The organism is Microbacterium sp. NPDC077391 (genome assembly GCF_040686955.1).
GTDB classification, from domain to species: domain Bacteria; phylum Actinomycetota; class Actinomycetes; order Actinomycetales; family Microbacteriaceae; genus Microbacterium; species Microbacterium commune.
The window spans coordinates 476932-491527 of sequence record NZ_JBFBMI010000002.1; the positions used below are offsets into that span (position 1 = coordinate 476932).

Annotated in this window: 11 protein-coding genes; 4 read left to right on the forward strand and 7 right to left on the reverse strand. The window is 69.8% G+C overall.

Features of this window, described 5'->3' with window-relative positions; genetic code table 11:
- Positions 1-19: 19 nt before the first annotated feature.
- The gene (locus AB0O65_RS07630) at positions 20-1174 is read right to left on the reverse strand and encodes a cysteine desulfurase family protein (RefSeq protein ID WP_363383912.1); all 1155 of its coding nucleotides are present in this window, start codon (positions 1172-1174) and stop codon (positions 20-22) included.
- Positions 1175-1272: 98 nt separating this feature from the next.
- On the opposite strand from AB0O65_RS07630, the gene glgX reads away from it, so the two are divergent.
- From glgX to glgB, 3 genes are read left to right on the forward strand one after another with little or no spacing between them, the layout of a single operon-like run.
- Positions 1273-3342, forward strand: coding sequence for a glycogen debranching protein GlgX (glgX, locus tag AB0O65_RS07635; RefSeq protein WP_363383914.1), 2070 nt, complete (start codon positions 1273-1275; stop codon positions 3340-3342).
- Positions 3343-3373: 31 nt separating this feature from the next.
- Positions 3374-5458 carry a maltotransferase domain-containing protein gene (locus AB0O65_RS07640; protein WP_363383916.1) on the forward strand — a complete coding sequence of 695 codons (2085 nt, stop codon included), beginning with the start codon at positions 3374-3376 and terminating at the stop codon, positions 5456-5458.
- Complete coding sequence (gene glgB / locus AB0O65_RS07645) at positions 5455-7662, forward strand: 1,4-alpha-glucan branching protein GlgB (RefSeq protein ID WP_071644738.1); 2208 nt, start codon at positions 5455-5457, stop codon at positions 7660-7662. The genes AB0O65_RS07640 and glgB overlap by 4 nt, the downstream gene beginning before the upstream one ends.
- A gap of 57 nt (positions 7663-7719) precedes the next feature.
- Here the strand turns inward: glgB and AB0O65_RS07650 are convergent, their stop codons facing one another.
- Both AB0O65_RS07650 and AB0O65_RS07655 read right to left on the reverse strand, forming a co-directional pair.
- Entirely contained in the window at positions 7720-8664 is a 945-nt protein-coding gene (locus tag AB0O65_RS07650; protein ID WP_071644737.1) for a tetratricopeptide repeat protein, read from the reverse strand.
- A complete protein-coding gene (locus AB0O65_RS07655) occupies positions 8661-10544 on the reverse strand; it encodes a glycosyl transferase (RefSeq protein WP_363383919.1) in 1884 nt (627 codons plus the stop codon). Before AB0O65_RS07655 ends, AB0O65_RS07650 begins: the two co-directional genes overlap by 4 nt.
- A 182-nt stretch (positions 10545-10726) precedes the next feature.
- Here AB0O65_RS07655 and AB0O65_RS07660 point away from each other — a divergent pair, with 182 nt between their 5' ends.
- On the forward strand, positions 10727-11806 hold the full coding sequence (locus AB0O65_RS07660) for an AI-2E family transporter (RefSeq protein WP_363383921.1): 1080 nt from the start codon (positions 10727-10729) through the stop codon (positions 11804-11806).
- Positions 11807-11822: 16 nt separating this feature from the next.
- Here the strand turns inward: AB0O65_RS07660 and AB0O65_RS07665 are convergent, their stop codons facing one another.
- From AB0O65_RS07665 to AB0O65_RS07680, 4 genes are all read right to left on the reverse strand, one after another.
- Positions 11823-12110, reverse strand: coding sequence for a hypothetical protein (locus tag AB0O65_RS07665; protein ID WP_071644734.1), 288 nt, complete (start codon positions 12108-12110; stop codon positions 11823-11825).
- A gap of 9 nt (positions 12111-12119) precedes the next feature.
- Positions 12120-12731 carry a transglycosylase SLT domain-containing protein gene (locus AB0O65_RS07670; RefSeq protein ID WP_363383923.1) on the reverse strand — a complete coding sequence of 204 codons (612 nt, stop codon included), beginning with the start codon at positions 12729-12731 and terminating at the stop codon, positions 12120-12122.
- A gap of 114 nt (positions 12732-12845) precedes the next feature.
- The gene (locus AB0O65_RS07675; RefSeq protein WP_363383925.1) at positions 12846-13433 is read right to left on the reverse strand and encodes a DivIVA domain-containing protein; all 588 of its coding nucleotides are present in this window, start codon (positions 13431-13433) and stop codon (positions 12846-12848) included.
- Positions 13433-14596, reverse strand: coding sequence for a phosphatidate cytidylyltransferase (locus tag AB0O65_RS07680; protein WP_083428808.1), 1164 nt, complete (start codon positions 14594-14596; stop codon positions 13433-13435). The genes AB0O65_RS07675 and AB0O65_RS07680 overlap by 1 nt, the downstream gene beginning before the upstream one ends.

Below are 14596 nucleotides of genomic sequence, written 5' to 3' on the forward strand. Positions count from 1 at the left end.
CCCGGCTGGACGGCTCCCGTCAGCGCGAGGCACGCGCCACGGCATCCGGGATCGCGACGAGAACGGCGTCGACGTCCGCCTCCGTCGACGTCGCCCCGAGGGTTAACCGCAGCACGCTTCGGGCGTCCTGCTCGCTGCGCCCCATCGCCAGCACCACGTGGGAGGGCTCGGCGACGCCGGCCTGGCAGGCGGATCCGGTGGATGCCGAGATGCCGGCCATGTCGAGCAGGAACAGCAGGATCTCCCCCACCGCTCCCGGGAACAGCAGGTGCGCATTGCCGGGCAGGCGATCGAGCGGATCGCCGAGCAGCGCCGCGGAGGGGACCGCGGCCAGGACGCCGGCGATGAGCCGGTCGCGCAGCGCGGCGAGCCGGGTGCTCTCGCGCTCGCGTTCGGCCTCGGCCTCCTCCAGCGCGACGGCGAGGGCCGCCGCCCCCGGCACGTCCTGCGTCCCGGCGCGGAGACCGCGCTGCTGCGACCCGCCGTGCAGCAGCGGTGCGATCCGGGCGCTGCGGGACACCACCAGCATCCCCGTTCCGACGGGGGCCCCGATCTTGTGGCCGGCGATGCTGATCGCCACGAGACCCGTGCCGGCGGACGCGTCGCCCCGCAGATCGCGGAAGACGAGGGGCACGTGGCCGCAGGCTGAGACCGCGTCGAGATGCAGCGGAACCCCGGCCGCCGCAGCCGACAGGCTGAGCGCCCGCGCATCGTTGACCGTGCCGACCTCGTTGTTCGCGACGAGCGCGGTGGCGACAGCGGCACCGTCCAGCGCGGCGGCGAACATCGCCGTGTCGATCCGCCCGAGGGCGTCCACCGGCACCGGGCGCACCACGGCTCCCTCCCGCGCCAGGGCCGCGACCGTGTCCGTCGTGGCGTGATGCTCGGCATCCGGCAGCACGATCGCCGCAGCCTCTGCGGTGCGGGCACCCCACAGACCGCGCAGGGCGGTGTTGATCGACTCCGTGCCGCCGGACGTGAACACGACCTCGATCGGATCGCAGCCGACGACCGCGGCAGCGCGCTCCCGCGAGTCCTCGAGCAGACGACGCGCGGCCTGGCCGGCGCCGTGGGTCGACGAGGCGTTGCCGACGATCTCGGACGCCGCGAGCCAAGCGTCGCGTGCACCGGGGCGCAGCGGGGTCGTCGCCGCGTGATCGAGGTAGTGCCGCATCACCCCATCCTCCCACCGCGCCGGCGGCGGGACTGAGGATCACGGCCTCGGAGACGCAGATTCACCGCCGGGAGGTCTGCACGCCTAGGCTGGTGCGCATGCCCGCTCTGCCCGCATCACCCCTCGGCGGCGACGCTCTCGACCACCTCGGCGTGCGCCTGCACGAGGGCGGCGGGACGCTGCGCGTCTGGTCTCGGAACGCGTCGTCCGTCGAGCTCGTCGTCTTCGACGAGGACGACCTCGACTGGGAGACGGCCACGCTGCCGCTCGAGCGGCAGACCGCCGGGATCTGGGAGGTGACGAGTGAGCTGCTGCGGCCGGGAACGCGCTACGCCCTGCGCGTGGACGGCCCGCTCGGCCCTGGCAACGTGTTCAACTCCGAGACCCTGCTGCTCGACCCGTACTCGCGCGGACTCGCGCAGGGCGGCGGCTATCAGGAGTGGCGCTCGGTGGTCATCGCCGACGGCTTCGACTGGGGAGACGTGCGCAAGCCCGCCGTGCCGATGGACGAGACCGTCATCTACGAGGGCCACATCAAGGGCCTCACCAAGCGCCACCCCGGCGTGCCCGCCGCGCTGCACGGCACGTACGCCGGCCTCGCGCATCCGGCGATGACCGACTACCTGACGCAGCTGGGCGTCACGAGCGTCGAGCTGCTGCCGGTGCACGCGTTCGTTCCCGAACCGCGACTGCTCGAGCGCGGCCTGACCAACTACTGGGGATACAACACCCTCAACTTCTTCACCCCGCACGCCGCCTACGCGACCGAGGCCGCCCGCCGCGGCGGGCCCGAGGCCGTGCTCGCCGAGTTCAAGGGCATGGTCAAGCTGCTGCACCAGGCCGGTCTCGAGGTGATCCTCGACGTCGTGTACAACCACACCAGCGAGGAGGGCCTCGGCGGGCCTCGCTCCAGCTTCCGCGGCATCGACAACGCGCTCTACTACCGCCAGCTCGAAGACGGTGCGTACGTCGACACCACCGGCTGCGGGAACACGCTCGACACGTCGGCCGACGCCCCGGCGCGGCTCGTGCTCGACTCGCTGCGGTACTGGGCCACCGAGATGCAGATCGACGGCTTCCGGTTCGATCTCGCGACATCCCTCGCCCGCGACGGCGGCCACGAGTACGACCCCGAGCATCCGCTGCTGCGCGCCATCGCCGAGGATCCGGCGCTGGCGGACGTGAAGATCATCGCCGAGCCGTGGGATGTCGGACTGGGAGGCTGGCAGACGGGCAACTTCCCCGCCGGCTGGAGCGAGTGGAACGATCGCTACCGCGACCGTGCCCGCAACTTCTGGCTGAGCGACATCGACTACGCCCGGCGCGCGTCTGCACCGGTCGGCGTCGGCGGATTCGCCAACCGCCTCGCCGGCTCCGCCAACACCTACTCGCCCGAGCGCGGCCCCCTGGCCAGCGTCAACTTCATCACCGCGCACGACGGCTTCACGCTGCACGACCTCGTCAGCTACGACGTCAAGCACAACGAGGCCAACGGCGAGCACAACCGCGACGGCGCCGACGTGAACCGGTCGTTCAACCACGGGGTCGAGGGCGAGACCGACAGCCCCGGGATCCTCGCCACACGACGCAGGGCCATGCGCAACCTGATGGGCACCCTGCTGCTCTCCGCCGGCATCCCGATGATCACCGCCGGCGACGAGTTCGGCCGCACCCAGAAGGGCAACAACAACGCCTACTGTCACGACTCCCCCCTCACCTGGCTGAACTGGTCGCACGAGCCGTGGCAGCGGGATCTGCTCGCGCATGTCACGCTGCTCACGCGTCTGCGAGCGGAGAACCGCGCGCTGCGACCTGCGCGATACGCCGTGCTCGGCGAGCACGTCCCCGAGGCCTCGGAGATGGAGTGGTTCGATCAGAACGGCGAGACGATGGCCGCCGAGCAGTGGAACGACCCCCGTCACCGCACCCTGCAGTACGTCGCGACGAGCGATCCGCGCGACGGCGAGAGCAACCGCATCCTGCTGATCGTGCACGGCACCGAGGCTCCGATCGACGTCCGGCTGCCCGAGGGGCTCGACGGCGCCACCGTCTTCACGTCGCTGTGGTCGAGCGCCGACGAGGCACCGCGTGCAGAACAGCGGCGATACGCACCGGGCGAGGTGCTGCCGATCGCGGGCACCTCGATGCAGCTCTTCCGGGTCGAGTGACGCGCACCAGCCGGCACGGTACATTCGAGGTGTGGCAGCACCGACAGCACGTGACTCTGCGGGTCTGAGAAGCCCCGCCCAGATCCCTCTGCGCCCTGCCGCCGAGACGACACACCTCGCCGGTCTCAGAGCCGGGCGGATCCCGGTGTTCTCGCCGACGCCGCATGTGCCGCAGGGATACCCCGCGAAGGCCTTCGTCGGAGAGGCCGTGCCCTTCGACGTCGTGGCCTTCCGCGAGGGGCATGATCTCATCGGCGTGCATCTGCGCCTGGCCTCTCCGGATGGGCGCGAGACGCTGCACCGGCTCAGCCCGCTCGAGGACGGCACCGATCGCTGGCGCACGACCGTCGCGCTCGACCTGCCAGGCGACTGGCGCTACCGCTTCGAGGCGTTCTCAGACGACTTCGGCACCTGGGCGCACGCCGCCGACGTGAAAGCGGTGGCCGGCGTCGACGTGCCGGTGATGTGCGCTCTGGGCGTGCAGCTGCTCGCGGCGGCCGCCCGGCAGGCCGACCGGCCCGCCGCAGAGATCCGCATCCTGAAGGCCGCCGCGACGACCCTGCGGAAGGCGCAGAAGACGGCGGATGCCGTGTCGCTGCGCGCCGTGGCCGTCGACGCGGCGCTGGCCGAAGCGTTCACCGCTCGCCCGCTCGCCTCGCTCGGATCGGTGATCGACTGGCTGCCGCTGCGCGTGGAGCGTCACCGGGCGGGCGTCGGCGCCTGGTACGAGTTCTTCCCCCGCTCCGAGGGCGCGGTGCGTCGCAAGGACGGCACGGTGAAGAGCGGAACGTTCCGCACCGCAGCCAGGCGTCTGCCTGGCGTCGCCGGCATGGGCTTCGACGTCGTCTACCTCGTGCCGATCCATCCGATCGGCACGACCAACCGCAAGGGTCGCAACAACACCCTCACCACCGAACCCGGCGATCCGGGCTCGCCGTACGCGATCGGCTCCCCCGACGGCGGACACGACGCGATCCACCCCGAGCTCGGCACCGAGAAGGACCTGCGCGCCTTCATCCGCGCCGCCGCGAAGGAGGGCCTCGAGGTGGCCCTGGATCTCGCGCTGCAGGCGTCTCCCGATCACCCCTGGGTGACCGAGCATCCGGAATGGTTCACCACCCTCCCCGACGGAACCATCGCGTACGCCGAGAACCCGCCGAAGAAGTATCAGGACATCTACCCGATCAACTTCGACAACGACCCGGCGGGCAGCTACGCCGAGATGCTGCGCGTGGTCATGCACTGGGTGCGGCTCGGAGTGAAGATCTTCCGGGTCGACAACCCGCACACGAAGCCGCTGCAGTTCTGGGAGTGGCTGATCGCCGAGGTCAACGCCCAGGATCCCGACGTCATCTTCCTGGCCGAGGCGTTCACCCGCCCCGCGGTGATGCGCGCGCTCGCCGCGGTGGGCTTCCAGCAGAGCTACTCGTACTTCACCTGGCGCAACACCAAGGCCGAGCTCGAGGAGTTCCTCACCTCGGTGTCGCACGAGACGAGCGACTACATGCGCCCGAACCTGTTCGTGAACACGCACGACATCCTCACCGAGTACCTGCAGTACGGCGGACGGGCCGCCTACCGCATCCGCGCCTGCATCGCCGCCACCGCGGCGCCGATCTGGGGTGTGTACGCGGGTTACGAGCTGATCGAGAACGTGGCCAGGCCCGGCTCCGAGGAGAACATCGACAACGAGAAGTACGAGTACAAGTTCCGGGACTGGGAGGGTGCCGAGCAGCGCGGCGAATCCCTCGCGCCGCTGCTGCGACGCCTGAACGAGATCCGGCGCGAGCATCCGGCGCTGGGTCAGCTCCGCAGCTTCGCCGCGCACTGGAGCGACGACGACGCCGTGCTGGTGTACTCCAAGCATCTGGATGCCGCATTCACCGGCACCGGACGGGCCGACACCATCATCGTGGTGGCGAACGTCGACCCCCACTCGGTGCGCGAGACGACGGTGCACCTGGACACCACGGTCTGGGGTGTCGAACCCGGTGACGAGTTCGAGGTCGAGGATCTGCTCACCGGAGCGGTCTGGATCTGGCGCGATCACAACTACGTGCGACTCGACGCGTTCGCCGAGCCGGTGCACATCCTGAAGGTGAAGGAGCGATCATGAGCTATCTCGAAGACGTCTCTGCATCGGCGGAGTGGATCGCGGTGGCGCAATCCACCCATCACGATCCGCACGCTGTGCTGGGGGCGCATCCGCGCACCGACTCCGTGGGGCGCACCACCACGGCGATCCGTGCACGTCGGCCGTTCGCCGAGGCCGTTCAGGCGGTCTTCGACGACGGGTCGCGGCTGGACCTGGCGCATGTCGCGCACGGGATCTGGGAGGGCAGCCACAGCGGGCCGCCGGTGCCGTACCGCATCGCGACGACCTACGAGGGCGGTCACGAGGACATCGTCGGCGACCCGTACCGACACCTCAGTGCGGTCGGGGAGCTCGACATCCACCTCATCGCGGAGGGGCGCCACGAGCGACTCTGGGAGGTACTCGGATCGCACCCGCGCGCTCTGGACGGGGAGCAGGGGGTCGACTTCGCGGTGTGGGCTCCGAACGCCAGGTCGATGCGCGTGGTCGGCGACTTCAACGGCTGGAACGGCGAAGGCCACAGCATGCGCTCGATGGGTGGCAGCGGCGTGTGGGAGCTGTTCGTCCCCGGCGTCGCGGTGGGCGCGCGCTACAAGTACGAGATCCTCGGCGCCGACGGGCACTGGCGGCTGAAGGCCGACCCGATGGCGCAGGAGGCTGAGCTGCCGCCGGCCACCGCCTCCGTCGTCACGCTGAGCGCCTACCGCTGGAACGACGACGCCTGGCTCACCCGGCGGGCCGCCGGCCACGCCGTCGCCCAGCCGATGTCGGTGTACGAGGTGCACCTCGGTTCGTGGCGTGCGGGTCTGACCTACCGCGATGCGGCCGACCCGCTCATCGAGCACGTGCTGGCCACCGGCTTCACGCACGTCGAGTTCATGCCCCTCGCCGAGCACCCGTTCGGCGGATCGTGGGGATATCAGGTGAGCGGCTACTATGCCGCGACGAGCCGATTCGGCACACCCGACGACCTGAGGTATCTGGTCGACCGGCTGCACCAGGCCGGTATCGGCGTGATCATGGACTGGGTGCCGGGCCACTTCCCGAAGGACGCGTTCGCGCTGGCGCGCTTCGACGGCACCGCACTGTACGAGCATGCCGATCCGCGACGTGGCGAGCACCAGGACTGGGGCACCCTGGTCTTCGACTACGGCCGCAGCGAGGTGCGCAACTTCCTCGTGGCGAACGCCCTGTTCTGGCTCAGCGAGTTCCACATCGACGGCCTGCGCGTCGACGCCGTCGCGTCGATGCTGTACCTCGACTACTCACGCAGGGCCGGCGAGTGGGAGCCGAACATCCACGGCGGGCGCGAGAACCTCGAGGCGATCCACTTCCTGCAGGAGGTGAACGCCACCGCCTACCGCACGCACAAGGGCATCGTGATGATCGCCGAGGAGTCCACCGCCTTCCCCGGCGTGACCGCCCCCACCGACCACGCCGGACTCGGCTTCGGGTTCAAGTGGAATATGGGCTGGATGAACGACTCGCTGGAGTACATGAAGCGCGATCCACTGCACCGATCGCACCACGAGGGCGAGATGACGTTCTCGTTCGTCTACGGCTTCGGCGAGAACTACATGCTGCCGATCAGCCACGACGAGGTCGTGCACGGCAAGGGCAGCCTCGTCTCGCGCATGCCGGGTGACCACGCGCAGAGGCTCGCGAACCTGCGCGCGTATCTCGGCTTCATGTGGGGGCACCCCGGCAAGAAGCTGCTGTTCATGGGCCAGGAGTTCGGTCAGATCGGCGAGTGGTCGGTCGACCGGGAGCTGGACTGGTGGCTGCTCGATCAGCCGTCGCACGCTCAGCTGCAGCAGCTGGTGGGCTCACTGAACGCCGTGTACCGCGCGCAGGCGCCGCTCTGGGAGCGCGACAACGACAGCTCGTCGTTCTCGCGACTGGGGGCGCCCAGCTGGGATCCCAGCGTGATCGCGTTCGAACGCCGGGATGCCCACGGCGGCCGTCTGGTGGTCATCTCGAACTTCGCGGGCGTGACCCGCACCGGATACCGCCTCGCGCTGCCGGTCGAGGGATCGTGGCAGGAGATCCTGAACACGGATGCCGCTGCCTTCGGCGGAGGCGACGCGGGCAACCTCGGCATGATCAGCGCGCACCGGGAGGACGACGACGCTCCGGCGATCGCCACCGTCACGCTTCCGGCGCTGTCGACCCTGTGGTTCCGGTATCAGCCCGACCCGCACCTGCCGACACCGAGCCGCTGGTGAACGACGAGCGCCCGGCCCCTGAGGGGCCGGGCGCGGTCGTTCGGGCACGGCGTGCGGTCAGAACAGCAGCGAGGTGAGCCTGGTGCGCGCGGATGTCACGCGCGGGTCGGCGGGGCCGATCAGCTCGAACAGCTCGACCAGCCGCTCGCGGATGCGCGTGCGGCTGTCGGCGTCGACGGCGGTGAACAGGTCAAGCAGTCGGTCGAACGCGTCATCGACATGCCCGCCGGCGAGGTCGAGGTCGGCGACCTGGAACTGCGCGTCGACATCCGTCGGCGCGGCAGCCGCGGCTGCGCGGACCTGCTGCAGGTCGAGGCCCTGCACACGGTGCAGCAGGCGCACCTGGCCGAGACCCGCCTTCGCATCCTCGTCACGCGGGTTCTCCGCCAGGGCCTTCTCGTACGCGCCGATGGCGCGCGCGTAGTCGCCCGCTTCGATGGCCTCGAACGCCTCCGCGTGCAGAGGCGGCAGCGGCGCCGGCTCATCGTCCTCCGCCGCGGGTGCCTCGTCGCCGAACGGGACCGACCCGGTGACGCCGTTCTGCGCGGCCACCTCGAGCAGGCGTGCGAAGACCTCGCGCACCTGCTCCTCGGGGACCGCTCCGGTGAACATCGGCACGGGCTGTCCGCCGATCAGTGCGACGACCATCGGGATGGACTGCGCCCGGAAGGCCTGAGCGATCTGCGGGTTCGCGTCGACATCGACCTTCGCGAGCACGACGCGTCCGCGCTGCTCGCGCGCCACCTTCTCGATGATCGGGCTCAGCTGCTTGCACGGCCCGCACCACTCCGCCCAGAGATCGACGACGACGGGAACCGAGCGGGACAGCTCGAGGATCTCGCCGAACGACTGGTCCGTCACATCGACGACGACATCCGGCCGGCCGTCACCCGGCGAAGCCGGGGCTGGTGCGCCCGCCGGTGCCTGGTCGGCGGCCGGACGGCTGCGCAGAGAGGACAGGTCGACTGCGCCGCGGAGCGCGGCAGCGGAGATCTCGGTCACTTGTTCACCTTCACGCTGAGGAGGTCCTGATGGTACGCGAGGAGACGGATCTGCTCCTTGGAGCCCTGCGCGGGCACCGAGAAGAAGAGCTGGATGCCGTAGGTCGTCGTGAAGCCCTTCGCGGACTCCTTCACTCCCGTCAGCACACTCGCCTCCTGATTCTCGCCGATGCGGATCACCGCATCGGATGAGGTCGGGGTGATCGTCTCGGTGTCGTCGACCCGCACGGCCACGACCGCACCGCTGCCCAGAGTGGCGAGGGAGAGCGGCGTCTCCTCCGGTGCGGTCATGTCGAACGCGACCGACGACGTGGTGTCGGCCTTCTTCTCCTTGAGCCCGGTGAGGATGGCCGTGCGGCTGTCGCGGATGCTCTGGGCCAGCTTCTCGGCCGTGGCGTCGAAGCGACCGGCGAACTCGCTCTTGTCGCCGCTGTCGACGAAGTCGGAGAACGCCTCGGCCAGCTGCTCCGGTGCGAGCGCGAGGAACGGCGACTCGGCCGGGATCCGCGTGGTGCCGAGCCACGCCGGGGCGACGTCGGGGAACTCGGCAGCCGCCGGCATGTCGGCCATCTCGGTGATGCGGTAGTTCGACCACGGGTCGTCCTGCGTCATCGTCAGCAGCACGGGCGCTGCGGTGTCGTCCTTCTCGGAGACGGTCAGGGCCAGCACGGCGCGCGGCCAGCTGTCCGTCGCCTCAGGCAGCACGATCTTGACCTTGTCACGCGGTGCCGTCAGCGGCTCCGTGCGCTCGGCGATCTTCGCGCGGAGGGCGTACTCGGTGCGCCGGCCTTCGAGCACGGCGCCGGCGAGGCGGGTCTCCGCGCGCGCGATGTCGAGCTCCGCGTCTGCCTGCTGCACGACTTCGGTGATCTCGGACACGATGCGCTGGCCCTGCTTCTTCGTCACGACCGGCGGCTTCTGGTCTTCGGGGGTCACCACCGTCGGCGTGGGGGTCGGCGTGGGCGTCTGCGCGCCGAACTCGGGCCAGGACTCCGCTGAGCAGCCCGTCGCGAGCACTGCGGTCAGCGTCAGAGCCGGCAGCCCCAGAGCCAGACGACGGCGCAGCGCGGTGCGCGGCGCACGCCCGGATGACTGTTCCTCGCCTTCGGAGGTCGGGGCGGGTGGGTCCGTTCGACCGGTCGCCGCGCCGTCGGGATCGGCGGCGGTGCCGTCACCGGCCTCGATGGGTTCTCTGCGCGGGCCGCTCTGCATCTCGATGGGCTGCGTCTCCGGCAGCGGCCCTGGGCCCTTGCGCAGCGGACCGCGTCCGCGACGCTGGTGGCGGATGGCCAGGATGTAGAGCACCAGGCCGGCGAGCAGCAGCACTCCCCCCGCGGTCATCAGCGGACCCGCGAGCGGTGTGCGCGTGTCCAGAGCCCAGCTCACGGCGATGTCCTCGGGCGCGGGCTCGACGCCGTCGCGCGCGATGAGCACGCTGTGTCCAGGGGTCAGCTGCATCTCGGTCACGAGATAGTCGTCTTCGACGAACGAGTCCAGCCAGAGATCGGATCCTGCCGGGTTGCGCCCCGACGTCTCCCCGCCGCCGGCCGGTGCCTGCTGCGCGTCGACGGTCTCGCTGACCGGCTCATCGCCCTTGCCGAGCGTGACCTTCGTGTAGCTCGTGTCGGACAGCCACGCCTCGGCATCGCCGGTACGGGCGTAGGCGACGAAGATCTGGCCCTCACCGCGCACGAGCAGCGTCTGCAGTCCCGGGTGCGCATTGAGCACCTCGGCGTCGACGAGCACATAGGGCTGCGCCTCGTCGGCTGACAGCTCCATCGTCTGCTCTGTGGGGCCCATGAAGATGGTGCGCTGAGCAATTCCGGCTCCGATGAGAACCGTGGCCAGCACGAAGGCCACGACGGCCCATACGAAACGCACGAATCAACTCCTTACGTGACCGGGCATCCGCCGCCGGTCCGCTCGACGTTTCAGACTAGCGAAACCACCTGGGCATTGCCCACGAAGCCCACCGTCTGCGCTGCGCCGGATGCGCTTCGGCCCGTCGCGCCGCCGCCGCACCGTGCAGCAACTAGGATCTTCGCAGATCGACCGGGAGAGCCATGAAGATCCACAGTCCCTTTCGCACCGCGCTGGTGGCGACACTCGGCGTGGGTCTGGGCCTTCTGCTGCTCACCGGCGTGCAGACGCTGTCGACCGTCATCCTCTACATCGGCACGGCTCTGTTCCTGAGTCTCGGACTCGACCCGCTCGTCACGTTCCTCGAGCGCCGCGGACTGCCGCGATGGGCCGCTGTGCTCTTGACCATCCTCGCCGTGCTGAGCGTGTTCGCCGCCGTCATCCTGATCGTGCTGCCCGTCTTCACCGATCAGATCACGCAGCTGGTGGCGCGCACCACGCCGCTGTTCGTCAACGGCGAGCAGACCGTGAGCGACATCAAGGCCTGGCTCACCGACGCCTTCCCCAATCTCGAGGTCAACCTCGTCTTCGACTACATCGACAGCTGGATCACCTCCGATCAGTGGACCAACAGCGTGACCGAGTGGAGCACGACGATCGGCGAGGGTGTGTGGGTCGTCGGCGGTGCGGTGCTGGCCGGGGCGTTCGGCGCCTTCATCGTGCTGATCCTCACGATCTACATGACGGCCTCGACGCCTTCCCTCAAGCGGGCCGTGTACCAGCTGGTGCCGGCATCGCGGCGCGAGCGCTTCATCGACATCGCCGACCAGATCACCGATTCGGTCGGCCACTACGTGATGGGCCAGGTCACGCTCGGTGTGATCAACGGATTGCTGAGCATGGTGTACCTGTCGATCATCGACGCGCCGTTCACCGCGGTGCTCGCCGTCGTCGCCTTCTTCTTCTCGCTCATCCCCCTGGTCGGAACCCTGACCGGGTCGACGATCATCGTGCTGGCCTGTCTGCTGCCCGGGGTCGGCTCGCCGGGGACGGCGCTGGCCGCGGCGATCTACTACCTCATCTACATGCAGGTCGAGGCGTACTTCATCGCCCCGCGCATCATGAGCCGAGCGGTCTCGGTGCCCGGGGCGGTGGTCGTCATCGCGGCGCTGTCCGGCGGCGCCCTGCTCGGGCTCCTCGGTGCGCTGATCGCGATCCCGGTCGCGGCGAGCGTGCTGATCATCTACCGCCAGGTGCTGATCCCTCGGATGAACGAACGCTGAGCCGGGGCAGCCGCTCTCAGGCGACCCGCCAGCAGTGCGAATGCCAGTGCCGGCGGGCGGCGAGGTCGGCGCTCTCGCCCATCACTCCGTCCGCACGCCAGACGACGACGTGGGCGGTACCGGGCGCGATGATGCTCGTGCAGCCCGGGCACCGGTAGTCCTTGAGCGCCTGCGTCGCCGAGATCGGCTGCACGGTCCACTCCCGGCCCCGTTTCGTCTCGGTGCGCTTCCACCCCGCCAGAAGCCGGTCGAAGGAATCGCCGGACGCGGGACGCTCAGGCCGGCGTCGACGGGATCGTGGCATGACGCCCGATCACCACCAGTGGTTGCGCGTCCAGAAGTCGTACGCTCCGGCCCAGCTGCCGTAGCGGCCGACGGCGTAGCCGTTGCCCCAGCGGAGGTTGTCGACCGGGTCGTATCCGTTGCCGGGCACCTTGCTGCAGGGCAGCGCCTGCACGAGCCCGCACGCGCCGGACGACTGGTTGGTCGCGTTCGGATTCCAGCCGCTCTCCTTGGAGACGATGTAGTCGACGTACGCCCAGTCGCCGCTCGCGATTCCGGCCGCAGCCATCCACTGCTCCTTGGAGCCGCCACCCGTGTACCGCGGCTGCGCGGGTGCACTGCTCTTCTGAGCCGATGCGGTCTTCGCCACCGGTGCGGGCGCTGGTTTCGGCTTGGGTTTCGGCTTGACGTAGACCTCGAAACCATTGCGGGCCACGGGCGCGATGTCCGCGCCCTCGACGGAGACCGTGATGCTCTGCGTGTCGGCGGTGGCGAGCGAGAAGGCGGTCACGGGTCCGTCGGTCGGCTCGGGGTCGGCGACGGCCACACCGCTCGGCGCCATCATGGCGGCGGAGATGCCGACGACGGCGAGCCCGGCCAGCACGGCGCTGACGGGGCGATGGGTCTGAGTCTTCTTCTTCAAGCGAGAGGCGGCCCGGCGCGTCTCGTTCGAGATCAATTCGTTATCGGGGGTCACGATGGCCATCAGTCTACGCACACCTGCACACCTCATCCATGAGAACTCACCGAGAACGCCTCAGCGCACCGAGAGAATGACTTCCACCGTGGCGTCGAGCAGGGCATCCACCTGCTCCTCGCGATACCCGCCGCGCTGCATGCGGAAGGCGGCGCCGCGCACCTGATCGACATCGAGCGGCTCGCCGTCCCGCAGGAACGCGGCGATGCGGTCGCCGACGTGGTCGACCTCGTCCACCTGGTAGCCGAACGTCAGGATGCTGGTGCGCGCGAACCTCTTCTTCCGCGGCCGACTCAGGTGATCGAGCACCTGCTGAGCGTCCTCCCGCGCCTGAGCCACCCAGGCGTCCACTCCGACGCGGGCGATCGCCCGTTCGCGGGCGCGCTGGGCGAACGCATCCTCCACCCGCGAGAGCGCGGCGTCGACCTCGGCGATGACGTACCCTCCCCTGACCAGCGGGAAGGATGCCGCGCGCACGTCGTCCGCGCCGAAATCTGCACGCGATTCCTCGAACGCCGCTCGGGCGGAGTCGAGGAAGCTGTCGACCGCAGCACGGTGGTACCCGCGCTGGCGGCCCTGTGCCAGGGCGAACACCGGCGGCGTCTCGTCGTGCGGCCGTGTGAGCGTCTCGAGGTCGGGATCAGTCATCAGGATCCGATCAGAGGAGTAAGGAGGTGATACAGCGCGAGCGCGGGAACAGTCGAGGGCAGGATGCTGTCGAGGCGGTCGAGCAGCCCGCCGTGGCCGGGAAGCCAGGAGCTCATGTCCTTGATGCCGAGGTCGCGCTTGAGCATCGACTCGCCGAGATCGCCGAGCGTGGCGCAGATGAGGATCGCCGCGCCGAAGATCAGGCCGCACCACCAGGGCAGCTCGAGCAGGAAGATCGCCAGGAGCACGCCCACCGCGAGCGACCCGACGACGGCACCGCCGAAGCCCTCCCAGGTCTTCTTGGGGCTGATCCGCGGCGCCATGGGGTGCTTGCCGAACGCGAGTCCGGCCGCGTACGCGCATGTGTCGGCGGCGACGGCGACGGCGATGAAGCCGAGCACCCACCATTCGCCGTTCTCACGGCTCAGCAGCATGAGCGCGACCGAGGTCAGGAACGGCACGTACACCTGCACGAACGCCCCGACGACGACATCGGCGAGCACCGCACCGTAGGTGCGACCGTCGCCGGCGATCATCTGGCCGATCATCCGCCACACGCTGACGAAGGCGACGGCGGCGATGAGCACGACCCAGCTCAGCCACAGCGCCGCGAACGGCCCGGTGAGCAGCACCGCCGCACCCGCGATCAGCTGGGGGGCGATGTCCACACGGCGACCGCCCGCGCGAAGTGCCCGGGTGAGCTCGTAGGTGCCGAGCAGACCGGCCGCGATCGCGATCGGCAGGAACAGCCACTTGATGAAGAGCAGGGAGGCGATCAGAACCGCACCGAACGCGACGCCGATGAGGATGGCCACGATGAGATCGCGGCCGGTGCGCTGTTTGATCCGCTCGTTGGCCTGATCGAACTGCTCGCGAGCCTGCGTCACGTGCGACTCGAACTCGCCGCGCCTGGCGCGCCACTGCTCACGCAGCGCGTGCGAGTCCGCGCCGTCCTCAGCGGGCATCGGCGGGCGCGGGGGGATGCGGGCGGTGTCGAAGACCGGGAACGACGCACCCGCGAGCGGGCGCGTCGAGTCCGATGCGCCGACACCCGAATCGCCGAGAGCGCGGCGCGATGACTCATCGCCCTCAGCGGGAGCATCGCCCTGCCGGGCTTCTCTTCGCGTCAGCGGCTGTTCGCCGGAATCGCTGTCGCCTGCCAT